Source organism: Paenibacillus ottowii (assembly GCF_006874425.1).
Lineage (GTDB): Bacteria > Bacillota > Bacilli > Paenibacillales > Paenibacillaceae > Paenibacillus > Paenibacillus ottowii.
The window spans coordinates 274,148-298,088 of sequence record NZ_VIJZ01000007.1 but is presented as its reverse complement, the minus strand read 5'-3'; the positions used below and the strand labels follow the sequence as shown (position 1 = coordinate 298,088).

At 48.0% G+C, this 23,941-nt stretch carries 23 protein-coding genes and 1 riboswitch; of the genes, 5 read left to right on the top strand and 18 right to left on the bottom strand.

From position 1 onward, the window contains the following. Positions 1-84: 84 nt before the first annotated feature. The 4 genes from uvsE to FKV70_RS17910 form a co-directional block, all read right to left on the bottom strand. Complete coding sequence (gene uvsE, locus FKV70_RS17925; protein WP_142613706.1) at positions 85-1,086, bottom strand: UV DNA damage repair endonuclease UvsE; 1,002 nt, start codon at positions 1,084-1,086, stop codon at positions 85-87. A gap of 137 nt (positions 1,087-1,223) precedes the next feature. Beyond that, the gene (locus tag FKV70_RS17920; protein WP_064796562.1) at positions 1,224-1,547 is read right to left on the bottom strand and encodes a hypothetical protein; all 324 of its coding nucleotides are present in this window, start codon (positions 1,545-1,547) and stop codon (positions 1,224-1,226) included. Positions 1,548-1,651: 104 nt separating this feature from the next. Then, a complete protein-coding gene (locus FKV70_RS17915; protein ID WP_142613705.1) occupies positions 1,652-2,740 on the bottom strand; it encodes a D-alanine--D-alanine ligase in 1,089 nt (362 codons plus the stop codon). Between the two features lie 73 nt (positions 2,741-2,813). Next, the gene (locus FKV70_RS17910; RefSeq protein ID WP_064796564.1) at positions 2,814-3,809 is read right to left on the bottom strand and encodes an amidase domain-containing protein; all 996 of its coding nucleotides are present in this window, start codon (positions 3,807-3,809) and stop codon (positions 2,814-2,816) included. A gap of 407 nt (positions 3,810-4,216) precedes the next feature. Between FKV70_RS17910 and acnA the strand changes: the two genes are divergently transcribed. Next, positions 4,217-6,928: an aconitate hydratase AcnA gene (gene acnA / locus FKV70_RS17905; RefSeq protein WP_142613704.1), complete on the top strand. Its 2,712-nt coding sequence runs from the start codon at positions 4,217-4,219 to the stop codon at positions 6,926-6,928. Between the two features lie 120 nt (positions 6,929-7,048). On the opposite strand, the gene FKV70_RS26705 is transcribed toward acnA, so the two are convergent. The 3 genes from FKV70_RS26705 to FKV70_RS17890 form a co-directional block, all read right to left on the bottom strand. Beyond that, the gene (locus FKV70_RS26705; protein ID WP_244310782.1) at positions 7,049-7,261 is read right to left on the bottom strand and encodes a hypothetical protein; all 213 of its coding nucleotides are present in this window, start codon (positions 7,259-7,261) and stop codon (positions 7,049-7,051) included. A gap of 134 nt (positions 7,262-7,395) precedes the next feature. Further along, entirely contained in the window at positions 7,396-8,037 is a 642-nt protein-coding gene (locus FKV70_RS17895; protein WP_142613703.1) for an SdpI family protein, read from the bottom strand. Between the two features lie 161 nt (positions 8,038-8,198). Then, positions 8,199-9,035, bottom strand: a complete 837-nt coding sequence (locus FKV70_RS17890) for a YitT family protein (RefSeq protein WP_063211567.1) — start codon at positions 9,033-9,035, stop codon at positions 8,199-8,201. Positions 9,036-9,542: 507 nt separating this feature from the next. Between FKV70_RS17890 and FKV70_RS26175 the strand changes: the two genes are divergently transcribed. After that, positions 9,543-9,695, top strand: a complete 153-nt coding sequence (locus FKV70_RS26175) for a hypothetical protein (protein ID WP_010348453.1) — start codon at positions 9,543-9,545, stop codon at positions 9,693-9,695. Positions 9,696-9,898: 203 nt separating this feature from the next. Here FKV70_RS26175 and thiC read toward each other — a convergent pair whose 3' ends face one another. Together thiC and FKV70_RS17880 are read right to left on the bottom strand one after the other, a co-directional pair. Then, on the bottom strand, positions 9,899-11,713 hold the full coding sequence (gene thiC, locus FKV70_RS17885) for a phosphomethylpyrimidine synthase ThiC (RefSeq protein WP_142613702.1): 1,815 nt from the start codon (positions 11,711-11,713) through the stop codon (positions 9,899-9,901). 183 nt (positions 11,714-11,896) lie between these two features. Continuing rightward, positions 11,897-12,008: riboswitch (TPP riboswitch) on the bottom strand. Positions 12,009-12,128: 120 nt separating this feature from the next. Beyond that, a complete protein-coding gene (locus FKV70_RS17880; RefSeq protein ID WP_063211563.1) occupies positions 12,129-12,872 on the bottom strand; it encodes an IclR family transcriptional regulator in 744 nt (247 codons plus the stop codon). Between the two features lie 297 nt (positions 12,873-13,169). On the opposite strand from FKV70_RS17880, the gene FKV70_RS17875 reads away from it, so the two are divergent. Then, positions 13,170-14,207 (top strand): alpha/beta hydrolase, encoded by a 1,038-nt coding sequence (locus tag FKV70_RS17875; RefSeq protein ID WP_142613701.1) that lies wholly within the window; start codon positions 13,170-13,172, stop codon positions 14,205-14,207. A 133-nt stretch (positions 14,208-14,340) separates the two neighbouring features. Here the strand turns inward: FKV70_RS17875 and FKV70_RS17870 are convergent, their stop codons facing one another. Together FKV70_RS17870 and FKV70_RS17865 are read right to left on the bottom strand one after the other, a co-directional pair. Continuing rightward, positions 14,341-14,718, bottom strand: coding sequence for a VOC family protein (locus FKV70_RS17870; RefSeq protein ID WP_142613700.1), 378 nt, complete (start codon positions 14,716-14,718; stop codon positions 14,341-14,343). Between the two features lie 86 nt (positions 14,719-14,804). Continuing rightward, on the bottom strand, positions 14,805-15,623 hold the full coding sequence (locus FKV70_RS17865; RefSeq protein ID WP_142613699.1) for a helix-turn-helix transcriptional regulator: 819 nt from the start codon (positions 15,621-15,623) through the stop codon (positions 14,805-14,807). Positions 15,624-15,887: 264 nt separating this feature from the next. On the opposite strand from FKV70_RS17865, the gene FKV70_RS17860 reads away from it, so the two are divergent. Next, a complete protein-coding gene (locus tag FKV70_RS17860) occupies positions 15,888-17,270 on the top strand; it encodes a Fe-Mn family superoxide dismutase (RefSeq protein WP_142613698.1) in 1,383 nt (460 codons plus the stop codon). Between the two features lie 12 nt (positions 17,271-17,282). On the opposite strand, the gene FKV70_RS17855 is transcribed toward FKV70_RS17860, so the two are convergent. The 7 genes from FKV70_RS17855 to FKV70_RS17825 all read right to left on the bottom strand — a co-directional run bounded on the left by FKV70_RS17855 (position 17,283) and on the right by FKV70_RS17825 (position 22,762). Continuing rightward, complete coding sequence (locus FKV70_RS17855; RefSeq protein WP_142613697.1) at positions 17,283-18,128, bottom strand: lipoate--protein ligase family protein; 846 nt, start codon at positions 18,126-18,128, stop codon at positions 17,283-17,285. A gap of 135 nt (positions 18,129-18,263) precedes the next feature. Then, positions 18,264-18,857, bottom strand: coding sequence for a GTP cyclohydrolase I FolE (gene folE, locus FKV70_RS17850; RefSeq protein ID WP_063211552.1), 594 nt, complete (start codon positions 18,855-18,857; stop codon positions 18,264-18,266). 54 nt (positions 18,858-18,911) lie between these two features. Further along, positions 18,912-19,166, bottom strand: a complete 255-nt coding sequence (locus FKV70_RS17845) for a YneF family protein (RefSeq protein WP_007428770.1) — start codon at positions 19,164-19,166, stop codon at positions 18,912-18,914. A gap of 105 nt (positions 19,167-19,271) precedes the next feature. Beyond that, entirely contained in the window at positions 19,272-21,005 is a 1,734-nt protein-coding gene (gene queG / locus FKV70_RS17840; RefSeq protein WP_142613696.1) for a tRNA epoxyqueuosine(34) reductase QueG, read from the bottom strand. 98 nt (positions 21,006-21,103) lie between these two features. Then, positions 21,104-21,541 (bottom strand): ribonuclease HI, encoded by a 438-nt coding sequence (rnhA, locus tag FKV70_RS17835; RefSeq protein WP_142613695.1) that lies wholly within the window; start codon positions 21,539-21,541, stop codon positions 21,104-21,106. A gap of 91 nt (positions 21,542-21,632) precedes the next feature. Then, positions 21,633-22,217, bottom strand: coding sequence for a signal peptidase I (gene lepB, locus FKV70_RS17830; RefSeq protein WP_142613694.1), 585 nt, complete (start codon positions 22,215-22,217; stop codon positions 21,633-21,635). 119 nt (positions 22,218-22,336) lie between these two features. After that, positions 22,337-22,762, bottom strand: a complete 426-nt coding sequence (locus tag FKV70_RS17825) for a GNAT family N-acetyltransferase (protein WP_014599477.1) — start codon at positions 22,760-22,762, stop codon at positions 22,337-22,339. Positions 22,763-23,283: 521 nt separating this feature from the next. Between FKV70_RS17825 and FKV70_RS17820 the strand changes: the two genes are divergently transcribed. Continuing rightward, the gene (locus tag FKV70_RS17820) at positions 23,284-23,898 is read left to right on the top strand and encodes a superoxide dismutase (RefSeq protein ID WP_063211544.1); all 615 of its coding nucleotides are present in this window, start codon (positions 23,284-23,286) and stop codon (positions 23,896-23,898) included. Positions 23,899-23,941: the final 43 nt, after the last annotated feature.

Genomic DNA, 23,941 nt, shown 5'->3' with positions numbered 1-23,941 from the left:
TTTGCTAGTTTACACATTCTAGTATACACAATAAGGTTCATAAAGTTTCACCATCTGGAAGCATTATCCGCAAAATACTACTTTTTAAGGCGTAATTTCTATGGAAGCCCCATCTAACACTTTGACCCCATTATCTTCCTGAAGACGCAGTTCATTCATTAATCCAAACAATGCTTCATCCTTCAGTTTGGCTTCGAGCATAACATCGAGTCGATCCGTATATCCAGCAATATTACGCAAAAAGGTAAGCAATGGCTCTACCAGAACACCGTCCGCATGACCACGTGGGTCTTTTTCACTTTTGGGACTGGACGCATGGATTTTGGGCGGCAATGGATGATCAGCAGAAGATCCGGCTTGGGCCAATTCCCCTTTCCAGGTGTCCAATATATCCGGCCATAGCTCCCACGGCTTCTCCCCCTCATTGTTGACCCATTGATGATGGATATCAAGAACCATCGGCAAGCCTGTTAACTTACAAGCTTCGAGTGTTTCCAACGCATTGAATGTTTTGTCATCATTTTCCAATGTTATCCGTTCTCTTAATGAAAGATCCAGGGCATTCACTTGCTCTACAAAACGCTGACCTGAGGTCACCTTATCTCCGTAGGCACCGCCCATGTGAATATTGTTCTTGGCTTCGGCCCCGAGCCCCATGGCCTTCAGCATCGCCACGTGGTACTTCAGATCATGAATGGAGCTCTGCAACACTTCAGGTCGAGGAGTACTTAACACTGTAAAATGATCGGGATGAAACGATACCCTCATTTTATTCGCCTTGACATAGTCTCCCACCTCTGCAAAATCAGCAGCAAGCGCCTCAAATGGGTCCCAGTCCCGCAAATCCTGATGGGTCGCGAGCGGAATCAGCTTGGATGAGAAACGATAGACCTGAATATCACTCGCACGATTATGGCGCAGCAGCCTCAATGTATTATGGAGATTTTCGGCTGCAATCCGTTCTAGTTTGCGGATCGCGGCTTCCCGGTCTCCGATTTTATTAAAACTGGCCATGGTCATGGTTTTAGAAGGGGATGCATTTTGCACGGTGACTGACATGGCAACATAACCGAATCTTACAATCATAGTGTCCTTCCTTTCAGCAGTTCGCAGTAGATGGCAAGGCCTCTTTCTATCTGTGACCTTAACCCCTTTTCTACTGATCATACCCGGAAAAGCATCCGCTGATTCGGTGTATTGCACAAACTGTGGAAAGGAAACAGCTAGGATCGCTGCTGTGCTCCAAAAAACATTTCATCCGCCAGTGCAGTCTGAATTCTGGATTCCTCTTCGTTCAGCTTACGAATGAGAGTCATTTCTACCTCGGTCACTTCGTCACCTTGGAAATTGATTTCAGCGATACAGCCCACAATCTGAACGATGGCTACTGCCACGTTATCCACGCTGTAAGCGATGACCTTCTGTCCTGTCGGAAAAACGCGCAATCCGGATTTAACCATTTTGCCACGTCCATATTCCAGCAATTCGTAAAGCTCTTGCTCGCTCTTGAATTTGCACACCGAGTTAAATTCTGTTTGAAAGCCCATGTGTAGCCGCCACCTTTCATGCCTCATTGGTTAAATAAAATGCTCAAGTAAGTCAATATATGAAACAAAAAGGAGAGTGATCAACTCCCCTTCGTTTTTCGTTTTTATAGGTTCTCATAGTGCAGCGCCGACCTGCGTTCATAACGCTCCATTGCAAGAGCAATCATGCGATCCAACAGACTTGCATACGATACACCCGTTTCTCTCCACAATAATGGATACATGCTGAAAGGTGTAAAGCCAGGCATCGTATTCACTTCATTAATAAGGATATGTCCGTCTGAACGTCTTACGAAGAAATCTGCACGGGAAATCCCGCAGCCTTCCAGAGCGCGAAAAGCTTGTAATGCGGCTTCACGGATCCGATCTGCCACTTCCTCATCCAATGGGGCCGGAATGAGCATTTCCGATTGACCATCGGTATATTTAGCAGCATAGTCGTAATAATCACTCGACGAAACAATTTCACCCGGTACCGAGGCAATCGGCTCGTCATTGCCGAGTACGCTGACCTCAATCTCACGGGCATCGACGTACTCCTCGACAATCACCTTCAAATCGTATTGTAGAGCCAGGTCTACAGCCTTTTCCAATTCTTCTCGGTTACTGGCTTTGGAAATACCGACACTTGATCCCAGATTGGCTGGTTTGACAAAGCAAGGATAACCTAACTCAGTTTCTATGTTGCGCACCAAGTCATGACCGGTTTGTGCCCACTGTGTGCTATTAAAATAGCAGTATTTCACTTGCGGCAATCCTGCATGCTCAAACAGCTTCTTCATGACGCCCTTATCCATACCCGCTGCCGAAGCCAGCACCCCTGCCCCGACATAGGGCATATCGGCCATTTCGAACAGACCTTGAATCGTTCCGTCCTCGCCAAAGGTGCCATGCAGCAACGGAAACAGTACATCCAGCGTCTGCTCTCCGTACAGCTTGCCGAACAACGTATCTAATGCCGCCTTGGTACCGCCCTCAGCGTGCTCCAGCTTCAGTTGCTCTACCGTAGTCAGAGGCGCACTTAACAGCGCCCCTCTACGCCAATCGCCAGCCTTCGTAATATAAAAAGGAATAATCTCGTATTTCTCATAGTTAAACGCGTTCATTACCGCATACGCCGTTTGCAGCGAAACCTCGTGTTCGCCTGATTTACCACCGTACAACAGCCCTACGGTCAATTTTTGATTTGCCATGCCTATCCTCCGCTTTCCTGCTTTCGTCATTGTGCCTGATTTGCGTCACTGTACCTGTTTTCCATCATCTCATTTAAAAATAGTCGGCGATGTGATAAAAGCGATATACCGTATTGTCCGTCCATGCATACGAATTTTTATAGTCCCAATAACGATGTCTGGAGCTTACCGTATGTGCATTGACCAGCGGCATGCCGCCAGCATCAAAGGCCGTTACCACCGTGCTGTGCTGGAAAGTTCCGTCACCATCCCAATCGTAAAAAATGACGTCCCCCAGCATGAGTTGCTCCGGTCGGCTCACCTGCTCTGCGGTCAACCCCCAGGTGCTGGAGCCCAAATACCGCTCCAGACTGTTGGAAACCGCCCAGCTATAGCTCCACAGCTCACGTCCAGCGACCCGTCCTTTATACCACCAGCCCGATTCTCTTTTACCAGTATAGTGGATCGGTGCGCCACCTGCAAAGAGGCACTGCGAGATATAATTGGTGCAATCCACATCAAATCCCTCAAACTCCGGGTTAAAGCTATCCCACCACTGATCTGCATAGGCCGCTGCTTCTTCACGACGATACCGGCTGGGACGTGCTGACGAACCAAAGCCCAGCACACCACGATTCAGCAGCGGCAGACTTCCTCCCTGATTGAACGACGCTTGTTCAAAAGGAACCTCTCCTCCCGCCGGCTTTCGTTCTGCCGGATCGCGCTCGATCCTCGTCACCTGCCAGGCTTCGCCCTCGCGTGTAAACGTCAGACGCTCCCGTTCAATCCGATCCTCCCGGTGAGTCATGCCGCCCTTTTCGTAAAAAAGCCGCACATGCAGCTGTACGTCGACCACTGCTTCATCCGGTGCATCCTGCACGATTCGCAGCGGCTTGGCACGTGTCTCGCTGCGTAGGGGAACGGCGTCCCGCTCGTTGTACCACTGCTCAAGTCTGGCCGCACGTGCTGCCCGCTCCATTCGCTGGCCCACCTCCAGGTACTCATCCGGCTGTGGTATACCATTTACCTCACTGCGATTGTACTGATTGACGTAAGCAAAAAGGGCCTGTTTCCATTCCCGCTCCCCCATCCCTATCCCTCCATTTTTCGTCTCGCTATCGTTATTCGGGGATAACCACGCTGATCTATAGCGTTCTGGTCTGATATGCTCTCTATCTATAAGTATGAATCTTTAAAGCTTGGTATGAACATCGAAACGCTGGAGAATGGAACGTTTTGCTTTCAAGCCTCACACGCATAATTTAGGTCAAAAAAACTTTACGGAACCGTCTGAAAACGGTATACTTAATCCAAAAGCAATCATTTTGAAATCATGTTTCATCTAATGAAACAATTTACATTCATCTCAAACTCTTAACTTTCCATGAACCACTGAAGATGAAATTGAGAACGCAACCAATTCAAACCAAATGTGCAAGACGTCGAAAAAAGACATCCCTATTTTCCCGCAAGCAGCCACTCAAGGAGGTAATACTTATGTCAGGAAAAGATCAATTCTCCATTGCCCGTAGTCTGGAAGTCAACGGGAAGCCTTATCGCTACTACAGTCTTAAGGCATTGGAGGAACAAGGAAAAAGCGGTGTTGCCAAGCTGCCTTTCTCCATTAAAGTGTTGCTGGAAGCTGCGGTTCGCCAATTTGACGGACGCGCCATTACGGAAGAACATGTGCAGCAGCTGACAGGCTGGGCTGAAGATCGTGACAACAACAAGGAGATTCCGTTCATTCCGGCACGCATTGTGCTTCAGGATTTCACTGGCGTTCCGGTGGTGGTCGATTTGGCGGCCATGCGTGATACGGTGAAAAAAGCAGGCGGTGATCCGAAACAAATCAATCCGCTTGTTCCTGTCGATCTCGTAATCGACCACTCGGTCATGGTTGATGCTTTTGGAACCAGTGACGCGCTGGACTACAATATTAATGTAGAGTTTGAGCGCAACGAAGAACGATACCGTTTTCTGCGCTGGGCACAAACAGCATTTAATAACTTCCGTGCAGTGCCGCCGTCCACGGGAATCGTTCATCAGGTTAACCTGGAATATCTCGCTTCCGTAGCCGCCACCAAAACTATCGACGGCGACACCGTTGTTTTCCCGGATTCCCTCGTGGGAACAGACTCCCATACGACGATGATTAACGGACTGGGCGTCGTAGGCTGGGGTGTCGGCGGGATTGAGGCAGAGGCGGGTATGCTCGGGCAGCCGCTCTATTTTGTCACTCCCGATGTGATCGGCTTCAAGCTGACAGGCAGCCTGTCTGAAGGAGCAACCGCTACGGACCTGGCGCTGACCGTTACGCAAATGCTGCGTAAAAAAGGCGTGGTCGGCAAATTCGTAGAATTTTACGGCCCAGGTCTGGCCAACATCAGCTTGGCTGACCGTGCGACCGTTGCCAACATGGCACCGGAATACGGCGCAACGATCGGCTTCTTCCCAGTCGATGCCGAAACGCTGGCTTACCTGCGCAGCACCGGACGTTCCGATGAGCAAGTCAGCCTCGTAGAGGAATATTACAAAGCACAAGGCATGTTCCGCACAGCCGATACTCCGGACCCTGTGTTCAGCGATACGATTGAATTGGACCTGGCTTCGGTTGTACCAAGTCTTGCTGGACCCAAACGTCCGCAGGATCGCGTTGAGCTGAGCCACATGAAGGAAAACTTCGAAGGTATTATCCGTACCCCAGTGGACAAAGGCGGCTATGGACTGAGCGATGAAAAGATTGCTCAGAAGATTCCGCTGACCCATCCGGACGGCTCCACCAGCGAGCTGGGTACTGGCTCAGTCGTGATTGCAGCCATTACAAGCTGCACGAACACCTCCAATCCAAGCGTTATGCTGGGCGCAGGCTTGCTCGCCAAAAAGGCAGTACAACGCGGGCTCAAAAAGCCAGGCTATGTTAAAAGCAGCCTGACACCAGGCTCCCTCGTCGTGACGGAGTACCTGCATAAGGCCGGGCTGATCAAACCGCTGGAAGCTCTCGGTTTCCATGTCGCAGGCTATGGCTGCGCGACCTGTATCGGTAACTCCGGACCACTTCCTGACGAAGTAAGCCAGGCTATTACAGACAATGATCTGACCGTGGCCGCAGTTATTTCCGGTAACCGGAACTTTGAAGGCCGTGTGCATGCGCAGGTCAAAGCCAACTATCTTGGCTCACCGCCACTGGTTGTCGCTTACGCGCTGGCAGGTACGGTGAACATTGACTTGACGAATGACCCGCTTGGTTACGATCAGGACAATCAGCCTGTCTACCTGAAGGACATCTGGCCTACTTCTGAAGAAATCAAAGAAGCGATCAGCCTGTCTCTCAGCCCGGATATGTTCCGTCGCAAATACGAAAATGTATTTACCGCCAACGAAAAATGGAATTCCATTCCAGTTCCTGAAGGCGAACTGTATGAATGGGATGAAAACTCAACATATATTCAAAACCCGCCATTCTTTGAAGGGCTTCAAGATGGTGTGCAGGATATTAAGGAAATCCGCAATGCCCGTGTCCTTGCCCTGCTGAATGATTCGGTCACGACTGACCACATCTCACCAGCAGGCAACATCGCCCCTTCCAGCCCGGCAGGACTGTACTTGAAGGAGCATGGTGTAGAGCGCAAGGACTTCAACTCCTACGGCTCCCGTCGCGGTAACCATGAAGTCATGATGCGCGGTACATTCGCCAACATCCGTATCCGCAACAATGTTGCTCCAGGGACCGAAGGCGGCGTGACCAAATACTTGCCAACAGATGAGGAAATGTCCATCTATGATGCGTCCATGAAATATCAGGCAGCCGATCAGAACCTGATCGTCATTGCCGGCAAGGAATACGGCACAGGCAGCTCCCGTGACTGGGCGGCCAAAGGTACGCTGTTGTTAGGTGTTAAAGCCGTCATTGCTGAAAGCTTCGAGCGGATTCACCGCAGCAACCTGGTTGGCATGGGCGTATTGCCACTGCAATTCCAAGAAGGCTATGGCTGGTCCAGCCTGGGTCTGAACGGTCGCGAAACCTTCGACATCCTCGGCATTGACAACGACGTGAAACCAGGTCAGGAACTTACAGTTGTAGCCAAACGCGAGGATGGCACCAAGTTCGAATTCCCGGTCACTGCCCGTCTGGACAGCACCGTCGACATCGACTACTACCACAACGGTGGTATTTTGCAGACCGTATTGCGTCAAATGATTCAAGTGTAATAATCGGGTGAATAGTGAAAATCCCCTCCCAATGCAGTGTAAGCTGCAATTGAGAGGGGATTTTTTACATGCTTCAAGCCTTCAAAAGAAAACATATACCAAGGATTGAGAACACAAGGGTTATAAAAGTGTGAAGAGACCAGGCAGGCTTTCCATAATTGCAGAACCTTCTTCGCTCTTGAACTGACGACTGAGAAAAGGCTGGAGAAATAGTGTAATCACAAAAGCTATGAAGCTAAGTGCACACAACAACCATACCTCAGGGGATGATTTGTCAACAAAACGATCAGCGACATCATTGAAATTGTAGTGAATTGCTATATTTCGCGGCATTGACGGATAGATAAACAAGTAGATGCTGAAGGGCACAATAGAAAGAAGAAATGACATTAAATTCAAACTATTTAACCTACCTCGCATGAAAATCCACCTTTTAGAGCTAAACGCTTTATATGATACACAGATCATCAGCCTATATTTTTACTTCCCTGGCTTAGTAAGAGAGAAATAATAAAACTAATCATCGTGGGCAAAAAAGAAGCGAGTACCATATACGCATTAACTTCTTGTCCTAATCCTATGGCGGTCCCTATTAAGCCAAAGGCTATCCAAATATAAGCAGAGATGCGATGTGTCTTCTTCCATGCTCTTTCATTGGAAAGCAGCCAAGGGAACTTTAGTCCGATTAGACGATTGGGTGTTATTGTAGCAAAAGACATTCCTATTGCTAAATGCAAAATAGCCGACAAAAATAAGGCTAATTTTAATGTGTTGAATAGAAATCCACCCGAATATTTGAACATGAGTGCAAGGAAAATCAAATCAAGTACAACAAACACACTTGCACAAATCTTACGGTAAGAAGCGAGCATACGTTCAGTAAAGGTGTCTCTATGCTTTGAACACCTTGGATTCAGTACTACGATAGCCAGTGTTAAAACCATAGTAACTAATGGAAAATACAACAATGCTATACGATCGTTAGCGGAATGAAACGAGGAGGAAAACAAAGAAAAATTTATAACATGCAGCACAATAAAGAACATAGACACATGCATCCACGGCTTCTTGAATTCTTCTTTTACATTATAGTTGCTTTTACTCTCCATCCCGCTTACACCCTCCATATAACAGAAATTGAGTGACTCAACTTTATTATGCATATTTTCCAATACTAAAAATGAAATAAACATCACAACAGCAAAAAAGCCGATCCTATCAGGACCGGCTTCCGACTATATTCTCTTATATCCTTACCTTCGTATGCCAATCACTTCGAAATATCCAAAAAGCCTTCTCCGAACACGTCCCGCACATCATGAATGGTGATAAACGCTGCTGTATCGATCGCTTTTACAATCTTTTTAAGCGCTGATACCTCTTGTTTGCTAATGACAATATATAAAACTTCTTTTGGATTTTTAGTGTAATATCCGTGGCCTGACAGGACGGTAACCCCACGATCCATTTTCGTAATAACCATCTCGGCAATTTTATCCTGGTGCTCCGAAATGATCATAACCGCTTTTTTCGGATTCAGTCCTTCAATCATGAAGTCCATCACCTTCGTACCGACATACAAAATAACGATGGTCAGCATCAACTTTTCCGGACCAATAATAAAATAGGAAGAGAAAGCAACGATCAAATCAAAAAACAGCAAAGCATAGCTGATATTCCAATCCAGATACTTGTTGGCAATCCGGGCTAAAATGACCGTTCCCGCCGTTGTGCCACCTACCCGTACGATTAAGCCAATTCCAACCCCTATCATAACTCCGGCAAATATGGCATTAATCGTCGGCTCATGCGAATCAATCCGCCAGTTAACCGTTAAATGTAAAAACAATGAGTTAAAAGCAACCGCAATTATAGTGTACAGGGTCGTTCGCTTGTCCAAAAATTTATATCCGACAATTAACAACAAGCCGTTAATCACCAGATTGACGATCGAGGGAGACCACTGAAACAGGTAGTACAAGATAATCGTAACCCCGGTAACGCCCCCCTCGCCAAACTCATTCGGGATCACATACAGATTAACAGCCAGTGCGAATAAAAACGCACCTACAATAATAAATACGATATCTGCCATACTTTTTTTCATATATGTTCTAATCCTCTCTCTAACATTTCAACGGATGAATTGCCAGATGGATTGGCTGACTCTTCTTGCCAAAATACGCTGACAACCAGTTCATGGTATCTACTCCCCAACATAAAGTCAATACAACTTTGACACTTTAATTCGCCACCAGACTGCCTTAATCCAACTTTAGAATTTGCCAAAATCCCGCTTAAACAAGCTTATTCGACAAAAAAACACAATCCCGACTGCTAAACTAAGAAAGCGGGCCTCTAGCCCTTGTTTTGATCCTAGGCACATTTTCCCCTAAAATGACCATCCTCCTAATACACATTTTGGACACCTACGACCATCTTCCTGTTTTATGGCAAAAGCGTTTTACTTTGGATAAATGCGGGTATAATGATTGAAACATTACCAAGCAACCTACACGGCATTGCGACATCAAGTACATACAGATAGTCCTATACAGACGTTCTAAGCAACTCAAGCTGAATTTGACAATATGGAATTGGAGGAATGACCCACATGAATACAATGAACTTAACTGTCCACACCCTGATGCCTTTTCACCACCAATACCAACGTGCCAACGCGGTGAGTATGCAGAAGAAAGAAGATAGCTCGGAGAAGAAGCTCAGCTTTCAGGACATTTTGAATGAAAAAATGGGTAAAAAATAAAGCACCGTTTCAACCGGTTTTATGATTTCGCTTTACATAAGCTGAAAAAGCCGTAGTTTTCTACATCAATGTAGAGAACTACGGCTTTTTGTTACCCATATATCCCTAAACCTAAACTCATCCGTTCATGGATTTAAGCGTTCGGCAAACTACCCAGCGCTATCCGTTGGTCTACCTGGTTGTTTGAGCTGCCCACTACCGATTTATTGTCCCGTACTCCGGTACTGCTCTGCCTTCTCACGCATCCCGGCGACGACGGCCTCCTCGGCATTCAGCCCCTTGTCAGCTGCATAAGCGCGAATGTCCTGCGTGATACGCATACTGCAAAATTTAGGACCACACATCGAGCAAAAGTGGGCTTCCTTAGCCCCCTCTGCCGGTAGCGTTTCATCATGGTAGGACAAGGCCCGCTCAGGGTCAAGCGAAAGATTGAACTGATCGCGCCAGCGAAATTCAAAACGCGCCTTGGACAAAGCATCGTCACGCTGCTGCGCCCGTGGATGACCCTTCGCCAAATCAGCAGCATGTGCGGCAATTTTGTAGGTAATGACTCCCTCGCGGACATCATCCTTGTTCGGCAGGCCTAAATGTTCCTTCGGCGTCACATAGCACAGCATGGACGTCCCGAACCAACCGATCATGGCCGCCCCGATAGCTGAGGTAATATGATCATATCCTGGTGCGATATCCGTCGTTAGCGGCCCTAAAGTATAAAAAGGGGCTTCCTTACAAATCTCCATTTGCAAATCCACATTTTCCTTGATTTTGTGCATAGGGACATGTCCCGGCCCTTCAATCATAACTTGGACATCATGTTTCCATGCGATCTGCGTTAGCTCGCCCAACGTTTCCAGCTCTGCAAACTGTGCTTCATCATTTGCATCATAGATACTCCCCGGACGCAGACCATCCCCGAGAGAAAAGGCCACATCATAGGTTTTCATAATTTCACAGATTTCTTCAAAATGCGTATACAAAAAGTTCTCCTGATGGTGTGCAAGGCACCAGGCTGCCATAATCGATCCACCTCGGGATACAATTCCGGTCATTCTATTCGCCGTCATCGGTATATATCGCAGCAATACACCCGCATGGATTGTAAAATAGTCGACTCCCTGCTCCGCCTGCTCAATCAGCGTGTCTCGATACAGTTCCCACGTCAGCTTCTCAGCTTCGCCGTTCACCTTTTCAAGTGCCTGATATAGCGGTACCGTTCCAATCGGTACGGGAGAATTCCTGATGATCCATTCGCGTGTCGTATGGATATTACGGCCTGTAGACAGGTCCATGACGGTGTCTGAGCCCCAACGAACAGCCCAGGTCATCTTTTCCACTTCCTCCTCGATGGAGGACGTAACCGCAGAATTCCCGATGTTCGCATTGATCTTTACGTGAAAATGGCGCCCAATGACCATGGGCTCACTTTCCGGGTGATTGATATTGGATGGCAAAATGGCGCGTCCAGCCGCCAACTCCTGCCGTACAAACTCGGGCTCCACCCCTTCGCGGATCGCTGCAAATTCCATTTCGGGCGTAATGATCCCTTGCCGTGCATAATGCATTTGCGTCACGGTGCGCCCTTGTGAAGCCCGCAGCGGACGGTTGGTCACGCCAGGAAATTCCACTGTCTCCCGTTTGGAACCGGGTTTCAGCCCATTATCCTCCGGCTTGACGGCGCGGCCCTCGTACGCCTCCACATCCCCCCGTTCCAGCGTCCAAGCTCGCCGTAATGGGGGTAAGCCCTGACGGATATCCACCTGATAGGCTTCGTCAGTCATCGGACCACTGGTATCATACACACGCAGTGGCTCATGATACTCCGTGCCCTGCGGCGTGTGTGTGGGATGCAGCGCGATTTCACGCTCCGGCACAGCAATATCTGGCCGAGAACCCTGAATATACACCTTGCGGCTCCCCGGGAAAGACTTAACGCTACTGGATTGCTCCACCCTTGTCTTCTCTACTCCTGCTGATTTCACTCCTGTTTCCTTCGTTCCTTCTGTTTCCATCGGTTTCATGGTCCATTCCTCCCATTTCGTTGAAATGACACACCGATCCGGAACCATTCCCAGGGTGGCGCTGATCTATGCAAAAAAGCCGGTTCCCCAGGGAACCGGCTAATTAAACGAGCCTGCTATCCAGACAGTACGCACATGGAATAAAACCTAATGCGTCATCGTAGACAGCAGCTGCGTATACATTTCAATGGCCGATTACTTCCCTACGCTGGTATGATCCAGATCAGGTGCAAAGGGTCCGGAATCTTGCCCGATTCCATCTCAGCCCGCATTACAGGCTCCCCCAGTAACTGTGATACTTTTTTATTCACATGTATTGGCGGCTATAACAGACAACCCGCCATCTCTATCAGACTACTTTAAATTTATATCTTTGGCAACCCTTGTATGCTGTCTATGGTATTCACTACTACCGTTACGGAAGCATAAGCCCCATTTCCTTGGCCGCTTCAATCAATATCGGAGCAAAATCATGCAACGTCTCGGGCGCAAGTCGACTGACCGGGCCCGAGACGGATAAGGCCGCCGCGACCTGTCCCTTTCGGTTCACAATAGGTGCGGCGACAGCTGCTGCCCCTGGCTCACGTTCTTCATAGCTGGTCGCATAGCCCTTCTCACGGATATCCTGCAATTGAGCTTTATAAGCCTCTGGATCTACCGAAGGCGGCCATTCTTCCCCGCCTAGCAGTACCTCCAACTCCTGTGGCGGCATAAAGGCCGCCAGCACCTTGCTGGAGGCTCCCACAGCCAGCGGCATACGCGCTCCTACAGGCGCAACCCTGCGGATCGCCTGGTTGCTCTGTACGGCTTGTATGCGAATACGCATGCTGCCATCCCGCAAATACAAGCTGACCGTTTCTCCTAAACGATCACGCAGTGCTTCCATTGCAGGTTGTAACAACACCGCCGGCTCATCGCTTTGGGACAGGTGCGTGGACAGCTCCCATATACGAAAGCCGAGCCTATATTTTTCCGTTTCGGCATTTCGAACGACAAATCCTCGATCCTCCAGCGTAGTCAAAAGACGATGAACGGTGCTTTTATGTAGACCAATTTGGGAGGCAATCTCCGTTAGACCAAGATCAGAATTTGCGGTAAAACACAGCAATATATCAAGTGCACGCTCTACAGCGCGGACGGTTAATTTACGGTCTTCCATCGTGAACCGCTCCTCTTGTATCCATATTCGTTTCACACTATGAAACATGGTTACATAAATTATATAGAATAGTCGCGGCTACTGTAAACCGATGTTTTTGTGACAACCATATTACAGAACAAGAACAAACATCGACAATTCTTTGCATCATTTTTACTTTTCCAGTGGAGGCGTTGACTTTGGATAATCCCCAGCATACGATAATAGGTATCTATACGGACATACCTTACTGATTTCAAGTGAGTTTATACCTATATTCCTGATTCGAAAATCAATTTTATATAAGGAGGCTCTTATATGATTTCGACATCCCAGCGCAACGCTCAGCTACAGACCGCTGTTCAGGAGCCATCCACCCCACTCTTTAATCCCCGTCTGCTGCGGTTCAAGCACGTTGTGATTGCTCTGCTGCTGTCGGTCGTATTTTTTCTGTTGTTTTGTTTTATTGCCTTGCACGCTTACATTGCTTGGGTGCTTACGAATCCCACGGTCGCACCGTTGTACTCTAATCCGATGCAGGCCAAAGGTATGCCTTATGAGGAAGTCAGCTTTCCGGCCAAGGACGGCAGCCGCATGGTGCAAGGCTGGTATATTCCAGCCAATCAATCGCGGAAAACCATTATTTTCAGTCATGGTTATGGGGCTAACCGTGAAGAAAGCTGGATTCCCATGTATGATCTGGCACATTATGCCCACCGTTTGAACTTTAATGTGGTCATGTTCGATTACGGATTCGCGTCACAAAACAGCAAGGCTGTCGCAACCGGTGGTAAAGCGGAATCCCAACAGCTTCTTGGGGCCATCCAGCTTGCGAAACAACGCGGCTCATCGGAAATTATCGTATGGGGCTTCTCTATGGGGGCAGGAACCGCTCTTCAGGCGGGCTTGCAAACCAAGGATGTGGACGCAATGATTTTGGACAGCACCTTCCTGCTGGAACCAGATACGCTATATCACAACATTCACAATCAAATTAATCTGCCGAGACATCCGTCTTTGGAAATACTGGAATTGCTGTTTCCCATCTTGAACGGCACCAGCTTGCATCAGATTCCATATCAGGAGGTTAAAAAGGAGGACTATCCGTTTCCAATCATGTTTGTGCATGGTACACAGGATGAAAAGGCTCCTTACCCCATTGCGGAAAAGCTCGCTGCCAATCAGACCAACCCGCTTTCCAGTGTATGGATTGTCAAAAACGGGATACATGAGCTTATTTTCAGAGAGCACCCTCGTGAATATTTACGGCGGGTATCGACATTTTTAAGCAATGTGCAGGAGTTGGAGGACAAAAAAACAGCTAAAGTTTCACAAGGGGGTCCACGAACATTTTAACGAAAAAACACGCCAAGGACATGGCGTGTTTTTTCGTTAAAGTGAACAGTGTGATCGTCTAGTAGGGGTGGTCCCATCGATGCTGACACCAAGTATAAGAAATTAAATGTAACAGTTTATAATTTGATCCGAATCAAGCGACCAGACTGATCAAATTGCCATTAGGGTCCTTTATGATTGCATAACGCTCGCCCCAAGGCGTATCGTTCGGCTCAAGATGCCCTGTATATCCCCGTTCTTTCAGTCGGCCATATGATTCATCCAGTGCTTCCTTGCTGTCAAACTGGAAAGCAAGCTCCATCCGATAACCGGCAGGCTCCTGCTGGTTGCCTAGAATAATCCCCGCCGTTTCCCACGTATCAAAAGCAAGGATAACATCATTGTATGCTACTTCGACATGTGGTTCTTCATTTGCGCTTTCCGGTATTTCCAAGCCCAAAATCCGATAGAAATCTAAGGACTTCTCCATTTCTTTTACGAAAATCGCTATTCTTTTTAACTTAACTGCCATACTTCACAGCTCCCATCAATGAATTGATTTTACACCTCCATTGTATCGATCATAAAGACTGTTCAAATAGGAAAAAACGGACTCTTTTATCTCTTTCTTATCAAGGCTTTAAAAGACTTTCCATAATAATGCCTAAAAGTATTGGTAAAATGCGACTCATCATAATAGCCATATTTGAGCGAAAGATCTACCAAACTGGAATAACCACCCTGATGAAACTCTTGTAGTGTGCTTTGAAACCGGACAATTCCCAGCATCTCCTTTGGACTTAAGCCGAGCTCCTGATTGAATACCCTTCTAAGCTGGCGTTCACTACAGTGAACTTGATTGGCCAAATTCGTTACAGATAGATTCCCTTTGCGGTCATAAATAATCTGCATGCTTTGATACACTAGTGGGGGAATTGCTATATCGCTATCTGCCAGCATCTGAACCAAATGATGCTCGGCAACCGTAAGAATGTCAGAGATCGTTTTGGCAGCTAAGATTTCTTCGACCCAATACATTCCTTTAAGGCCCAAGACATCTTCCAAATAGATACGTTCTCCCTTTAACGCCGAAGGGGGGATCTTTAGAATCGAACGAGCTGATTCCGAATATATCCGAATGCCAAATAATGAACGGGCTTCCGAGAACTGCAGTACTTCTGATTGAGTTGTAAGCCCCACCACATAGGCGGCCTTCCGACTGTAGGGAGAAAGAAGATTCACGACAATATCGACACAGCCATCCGGGATAACCCGATGCCCAAGTTTGTCCGGAACAGGACGGAAACCCATTGTCCAAAAAGAAGCCACATGCGATTCCAAGCGAGGACTAGGCGAATATTCCCGGCAGTTATACCATGGCTGTAGCAGTTCTGGCTCCAATTTGGGAGAATGAACGGGATGGAACGAATGAGTCATTCTCAATCCCTCCTTGACCAAGTTAAATTTGTTATATAATCCGTATTATACTGGCATTAAAACGTACTTGTCGAAAAACCACCGGGCGACGCAGTTTTTTCAACTAGTTTAGACATTATATTTAGAGCATATTAGCGGGAGCTTTTAAGGAAGTTCATAGACATATTCCCGATGAGACAGCGAATATACTGGGTACATATGCGTCTAGGACAGATTTGCTAGATCTGCCGGATAACCATAGCCGGATACGGGAGGTAAAAAACGATGCTGAGTACTTATGGGTCTTTCCTGCCCTTACGTGTACTGGAGGAAATTCGTCATTGGAAGCAGCAGGAAAGTTGGCATGTAGAAGTGATTAAGTCCGCTACTGAAGGGCTAGAACCTGCCTATGTGCGGCTGCTGGATGATTGGCGTACCGTATTTGAACAAACGGAACGGGCCGCCATAGAGCTGCTTGAAGAGCAACGGAGCGCGCTTGACCCGGTAGAACAAGCATGGCAACATCAGGGGAAAAAAGTGTCGTCTGCTCCCCAAGCTCATACACACCAGCTAGCTAAACCATCAGCACATTCAAGGAGATCAGACACATCAGCAGCTGGAGAGAAGCCGTCGTCCGAATTACCCCTGAATTCACAGCCTGCCTCACAGGAACTAAATCGTCGCCTGGACGATTTGCTGCAAACTGCCAACCGTCAGTCACAAGAATATGTACGGCAGCTAGGTCTGCTGACCGAGCACAGTCAAGCATTGCGTCACCAGCCCAAATCCACTGGGGTTGTAATACACGCAGCACATGAAAGTCAATATTTCCTGATCTCGACAACCCCCTTTCAGGAACCCGGCTCGATTGCCCGAGCCGCTGGTTTGTATCATGTAGCAGCAGAGGGTGAGAATTACCCGGAGGAAGCGTTTCGAGAACGGCAGGCGGGCTTGAGAGGAGAAGGCTCAGAACCGGCTACTAAAGGCGTACAGTCCAGCCAGGCGCAACCTTCGGCAGCGGACAAATCCTTAACCAGTCGCCCGGTTCCTATTGGGGGACATCGACTTCCGCCGCTTCCTTACCCCTATAATGCGCTTGAACCCTACATTGATGAAAAAACGATGCGTATTCACCATGATAAGCATCATTTGAGCTATGTGAATGATCTGAATAAAGCGGAAAAGAAGCTGGAAGAAGCCCGAAAAACAGGTGATTTTGACCTTGTAAAGCATTGGGAGCGTGAACTGGCGTTTAACGGTGCAGGTCATTATCTGCATACTCTTTTTTGGACGATCATGAGTCCTCAAGGCGGTGGAAAACCAAGTGGACCGCTGGCTGAACAAATTAAAAAGGATTTTGGCAGCTACGATGCCTTCAAAAAGCATTTTAGTTCGGCAGCCGAAAAGGTCGAGGGCGGCGGCTGGGCCATTCTGGTGTGGAGTCCGCGCGCTGGACGGCTTGAAATTTTACAGGCCGAAAAGCACCAGAACCTGACTCAATGGGAGTCTATTCCGCTGCTGGCGATCGATGTGTGGGAACACGCATATTACTTAAAGCATCAGAACGAACGCAATAAATACATCGAAGATTGGTGGCATGTCGTCAACTGGCCTGAGGTGGAAGCGCGCTACGCGCAAGCCTCCAAGCTGAGATGGCAACCATTCTAAGCAAAAAACAAACTACACCTGCAAATCGTATCGCTCTCTGAGCGCTGCCATTTGTTTAGCCAATTCTTCCGGTTGCACCAGCAAACTGTCGGCAGGCAAAATGGCAGCCTGGCTCTCGACTACACGGCGCAGTGATGCTGTGTACGCCTCGACAGATGGCACACCAGCCAGCTCGGCCAGGCTGCCCATCGTTGCCGGATTCACCTGGGGATAATCCGGCTGCTGCGAGCCTGCCGGCGTATCCCCGGCTGCCTCCCTATAAAATTGCTGCACCGCCTGCGCGCGCTCTGCTCCATGGCCCTCAATCATCACGAAAGCTGTGATGATATACGCCTTGGCTTGACGCCGCTGCGCAATGCCGCAAAACTTGCGTCCCCCGACGCTTACATCGTAGTCTCCGGGACAGAAGGACCCGACGATTTCTCCGGTTTGCGCCTCGTCAGACCACGGGGCCAGCGCATCGGCAACTAGCCCCGCCATGAGCCGAAAATCCTCATGCAGGCTGATGGCCCGCTGCGGATTAGGCAGGATCAAGGACAGGTTCAGTACCCCCCTGTCCAGCATGACGGCCGCTCCGCCTGAAGGACGCACGCATACCGACATTCCTGAATTGCGCGCCCGCTCCATCGCCTGTGGAGCGTTGAGAAGCCTGCGGTCCCGGTGACCAATCACAAGCGCCGCCGGATGCCGCCATACATGCAAAATGGGCGCAGCTCCTTTCCCTACTTGCCGACAAGCCAGCTCCTCCCAAGCCAGCGGAAACAATACATCTTCCTGAGCATTCGCCAATGGCGCTTCCAACCATTGCAACTCAGGCAATGCTGTTGCAATATCTGCTGAGCTATATATATGGTCCATACGTTATCTCCTATCCAACTTTTTCATTTCATTCTTCACACCAGCGAGCCGTTTTCTCTATTTCTGATGTTAACAAAAAAAGGCGGCTACGCCTATGCGTAGACCACCTTTTTTCATCATATCACACCGTGTACTTCATTCCTTGATCAGGGATAAGAACTCTGCACGTTGTGCTGCATCACCACGGAATGTACCGCGCACAGCGGACGTTACCGTTTTGCTGCCAGGCTTTTTGACACCTCTGGCACACATGCACAAATGCTCGCCTTCCACAACGACCATAACCCCATGAGGGGAGACCGCCTCATTTAGAATATCAGCGATCTGTGATGTAATACGCTCCTGTACCTGCAATCGGCGGGTCACTGCCTCAACCAGACGGGCAAGCTTGCTTAGTCCTACAATTTTGCCGCTGGGTACATAGCCGATATGCACTTTTCCGAAGAAAGGAGCCATATGGTGCTCACACTGACTGTAATAGACAATATCCTTCACGATCACAAGCTCCTCGTGATTCTCGTCAAATGTCACACCCAGCGCATCACGGGGATCAACCTCATAACCCGCGAATATTTCCTCATACATGCGTGCCACGCGTGCCGGTGTTTCCAGCAAACCCTCACGCTTGGGGTCCTCACCGATCAGTTTTAAAATCTGCTCCACATGGTACTCGATTTTATCCCGGTTATCCGCAGCTTTGCGGTTAATATAATCTTTTACGCCAGCCACAGTAATCCTCCTCTATGCAGCAACCTCATGCGGCATCCGTGCTCACGTTGCTCATTATTTCCGACGGCCCTGATTTTTACGCGCACCAGGCTGATTTTTGGAGAACTGTTGGTTCTTCATCATCTGCTGTGCTCTTTGCATCTGTTTCCCATTCAGATTGTAACCCATCTGTTTGGCCATTTTTTGCAGCGTTTCAGGGTCGTTTTGCATTTTTTCAAGCTGTTTACGAAGATAATAAGCACCGATGAAAAATCCCCCAACCAAGCCAACAATCAGGGTAATAATCGGAATGACAATATTCCACACCACGAAGTCGTCACCTCTGTATATTTATATGAAACATCTTGAATTACACGAACTTATCATAGCAAAACATGGGACAGCTAGCAAATTACTTTTTGCAAACATATGTCCTTATTCCTTCTCCAATTCCAGCAGCTTCATCTTGACTGGCAAGCCTCCGGCATAGCCGACCAAGCTTCCATTTGCACCTGATACCCGATGACACGGAAACAGGATAGGTAATGGATTTTTGTTGTTGGCTCCGCCGACGGCACGTACCGCCTTGGCTCGTCCGATCGATTCCGCAATATCTTGGTAGGACACGCTTTGCCCGTACGGAATTTTTTGCAGCGCACGCCATACTTGCTCTTGAAAAGGAGTGCCTCTCAAATCATAAGCTATACTGAATTCCCGTCGTTCTCCCGCAAAATATTCACGTAGTTGTTCTGCAACTTCGCGCAGCTTTTCCGGCTCCTGCACATAGACATACTCCCCAACCCATGTCCGGGCCCATTGCTGAAGCAATGCTTCCTTCGCATAAAAAGAGCCATAGTCAATTCGGCATAGCCCACGATCCGTAGCACATAGTGTCAACGTGCCCACAGGCGTCTCCATTTCATCATAATAAATCGTAGTTGGGCCCTGTGAATCCTCCGTCTTTAATTCAGAAGATGCTTGCAGTTCTGCTTGCTCTTGTTCCTCTAGTTTGGAATGCGCTTGTGCGATCATTTCGCGTACTTGCTCATGTTGTTCCTTCTCTGATGCTTGCTTGATCGCTGTCATAGCGTTCTCCCCTCCTATTCGACTCAAAGCCCACGCCGCCGTGCCTCGCAGCTCGGGACGCGGATCATCCAATAAAATCTCCGTCAATTTGGGCACCGCGCTAACATCCTTGAAATTGCCAAGGCCGATGACGGCATTGCGTTGAATCGGCTTCTTCCCCCGCCAAGCCGCCGCACTTTGACCAAAACGGTCTTTAAATTCACGATTGCTCAAATCCAGTAATGGCAGCAGCAACGGCTTTACAATCTCAGGATCGGGTGTAAGCTCAGGATGATGATCCCAGTTAAGGCCTCGATTTTTGGGACATACGATTTGACACGTGTCACATCCATACAGCCGATTCCCTATTTTCAGCATAAATTCCTCGTCCAAAAAGCCCTTGGTCTGCGTCAAAAAGGACACACACCGCTGGGCGTTCAGCTGTCCTGGACCTACAAGCGCACCCGTAGGACATGCGTCCAAACATTTGGTGCACTCTCCGCAGCCATCCGTTATCGGTTCATCGGGTTGGAAAGGAATGTTCGTCAACAGCTCCCCCAGATAAATCCATGATCCCAACTTCGGTGATATCATCATCGTATTTTTGCCGCTAAAGCCGATTCCTGCCCGCTCTGCAACAGCCCGATCCGACAATTCTCCGGTATCCACCATGCTTTTCAACATGGCATCAGGGACTCGCTCACTTATAAAAGCCTCCAGCTTTTCCATCGCTTCGCGCAGTACCAGATGATAATCCTTACCCCAGGCTGAACGTGCCAAAATACCACGGTATTTGCCCTTGTCCGACTTCGGTGGGTCCTTCATTTTGGAAGGATACGCCACCGCAATGGCAATCAGTGACGCAGGCTGCGAGCCATACAGCTCTGGATAAATCCGCTTATCGATATCAGGCTCCTCAAAACCGGATTCATAACCTTTAGCACGGTGCTCTTCCAATATAGCTTTTAGAGACAGAAAGGGGTCGGCGGATGCGAACCCGATGGAGTCAATCCCCAGCCCTGGAGCTGCCTCAATAATTTCCTGCTTGAGCGAAGCCCAAGTCGAAGCCGTTCCGGTCGCCGTCCGAGTTAGTTCGCGTTGCATCCGATACTCACCTCTCTTTCACAATTCTTTCACTACAGATATGAGAACGTTGTATCATTCTCATATATTCAAATTTCAACAGAAAATAGCAGCAGATGCTACCGTAAATTTTTAACAGCACTTGTCGCCAGAAAGTCACAGCGATTATTCAGTTCGTTATCACTGTGACCTTTCACCTTCACATATTCAACCTCATGCTTACCCATCAGTTCCCACAATTCTTCCCACAGTTCCTTGTTCTCCACGGGTTGGTTTTTACTGTTGCGCCAGCCATTACGGAGCCAGTTCTTAATCCAGCCTTGTTTGAAACAATTGACGACATAGGCAGAGTCACTGTGTACTTTTACACGGCACGGCTCCTTGAGTAGCTTCAGCGCTTCAATCACCGACTTGATCTCCATACGGTTGTTTGTCGTCATCTTTTCGCCACCCGACAGCTCCTTACGGTGCTCTCCATACAACAAAATGACCCCCCAGCCCCCTGGGCCCGGGTTACCCGAACAAGCACCGTCGGTATATACCATCACTTCTTTCATCGTTCTCTTCCTTTCCTTATCGGGAGCCGCTGATCCGTTATAACCCTGATCGGTCCGCGCGGTTCCTCATTGATTTCAGACTATAGCTGCTCTATAGCCACTTCCACTCAGAGATCGGCCAAAATATAAACTCTGCACGTCCCAGTAAATCCTCGGACTTAACGCTGCCAAAATACCGGCTATCCTTGCTTGCAGCCGTATGGCGATTATCTCCCATGACAAAAAAGTGCTCCGGCTCCACCGTAAAAGGACCGTAATCACCATCCTCCACATCCGAGTTGGTGTACGGCTCATTTAGCAGTTCACCGTTCACATACAAATGATTATGCTCAATCCGAATGACATCTCCGGGAATACCTATGACTCTTTTCACTAAAAATCTTGGGCTGGACGATTGGGAATCGGGATCTCTTAAAATCACAATGTCCCCTCTCCCCGGGTCATGAAAATTATAAACCAGCTTGTTAACGAACAAATGCTGGCTTTCCATTAACGTCGGCTGCATTGAATGTCCTCTAACCGTGGACAAGTTAAATACAAACAGGTTCAGAAGCAGCAAGACGACCATTGCGATCAGCAGGGTGACTAACCAATCGCGTATGTAAGCAGAGCGACCTGCCTGTTTGGACGTTTCCGGTGAAGGAAGCAGGTCTGACGAAGGAGTCAAAGCGTCCATAATTAACCTCCTCAACCCTGTTATAAATAGAAAAGCATATCCCGTACCCGATTGCAACGGTTACTCAGATATGCTCTAAATGTAAATATTATACTGTGCTTCTGTATATCGATAACCGATTAATGAGGTGCCAAAATACTTAGCTTCTGAAACGCCTGTAAAATCTGGCTTGCTCCGTAGCCCATAGCTTCGTACAACGGCATAGCCGCACTGTTATGCTTGTCCCCAGCTACCCAAATACGACTCACCTTGCGTTGCTGAAAACGCTGCTCCATGAGCTCCACAAGCGATTTCCCGATTCCCATCCGACGATGATCCGGATGAATAGCAATACGATAATAACAGCCATGATTCTGATCAATCGTGCCAATCAGGGCACCAACGATCTCTCCCTCTTCTTCGGCAACGACGATCAAACCGGAATCCCACGAAAGCTGACGGGCAAAAGCACCCACCGTCTCTTTGTAGCACTCCTCCGACAAGGCAATTTGCATGAGCTCCGTTACTGAATTCACATCACTTAATTGAAAGGAACGAACGTGCATAGTAATATCTCCCTTTTCGTAAGCATAATAAATAAATTGAGGACAGCACCGTCATTTTTACATAAATCCATAAAGCGCTTATCATGGTGTTAATCACAAGGCATTATGATAAAAATGCATACGATCTGCTATATATGAAATGAAGAACAGGAAAAGGGTGTACGCCCTCAAGTTCGTCGTGTCATAGACATGACAGTTTATAGCAGACGACAAAAAAGCCCAAAATTCTGCTTCCTTGACCATTAAACCATACTTTTTGACGGAATACATCCCTTTTTCTCATGTAAGCGCTGTATATAAAGCGTTTACATTTTAATGTTCACAATTTACCTCTTATTACCTATGTATGATGTATTCCAATCGTGTTTTTGGACATGCTAGCTACCAGGCCCTATTGCCCAGTTTGGTATTTTACAAACAAAAATGTTGAAAAAATAGGCTGAATGCGGTTTAATATAACTATCGAGGGTATTATTACATAGGAACACTTACCCAACCATATAACCAGGAGGGATTTTATTATGGCATTTCAATTACCAGAACTTCCTTATGCAAAAGACGCACTGGAACCACACTTTGATGCACTGACAATGGAAATCCACCATGATCGTCACCATAACACATATGTTACAAACTTAAATGCAGCTCTGGAGAGCGCTCCTGAACTGCAAAGTAAAAGCCTGGAGGATCTGATCTCCAATCTGGACAGCGTTCCTGAAAGCATCCGCACTGCGGTTCGCAATAACGGTGGTGGACACCACAACCACAGTCTGTTCTGGGAAGTTATCGGCCCTAACGGCGGCGGACAGCCTACGGGTGCAATTGCTGAAGCAATCAACAACGAACTGGGCGGCTATGACAAATTTAAAGAAGACTTCACTAAAGCAGCTACAACTCGTTTTGGTAGCGGCTGGGCTTGGCTGGTTGTCGGCAAAGACGGCAAATTGGCAATCACTAGCACTCCAAACCAAGATAGCCCGCTGTTTGAAGGTCTGACTCCAGTACTTGGATTGGACGTTTGGGAGCATGCTTACTATCTGAAATATCAAAACAAACGCCCAGACTACATTGCAGCTTTCTACAATGTAATCAACTGGGATGAAGTCAACAAACGTTACGAGGCTGCTAAGAAATAAGCCAGTAACAACATCCTTATCCTAGCTCATGAAGGGCTGTCTC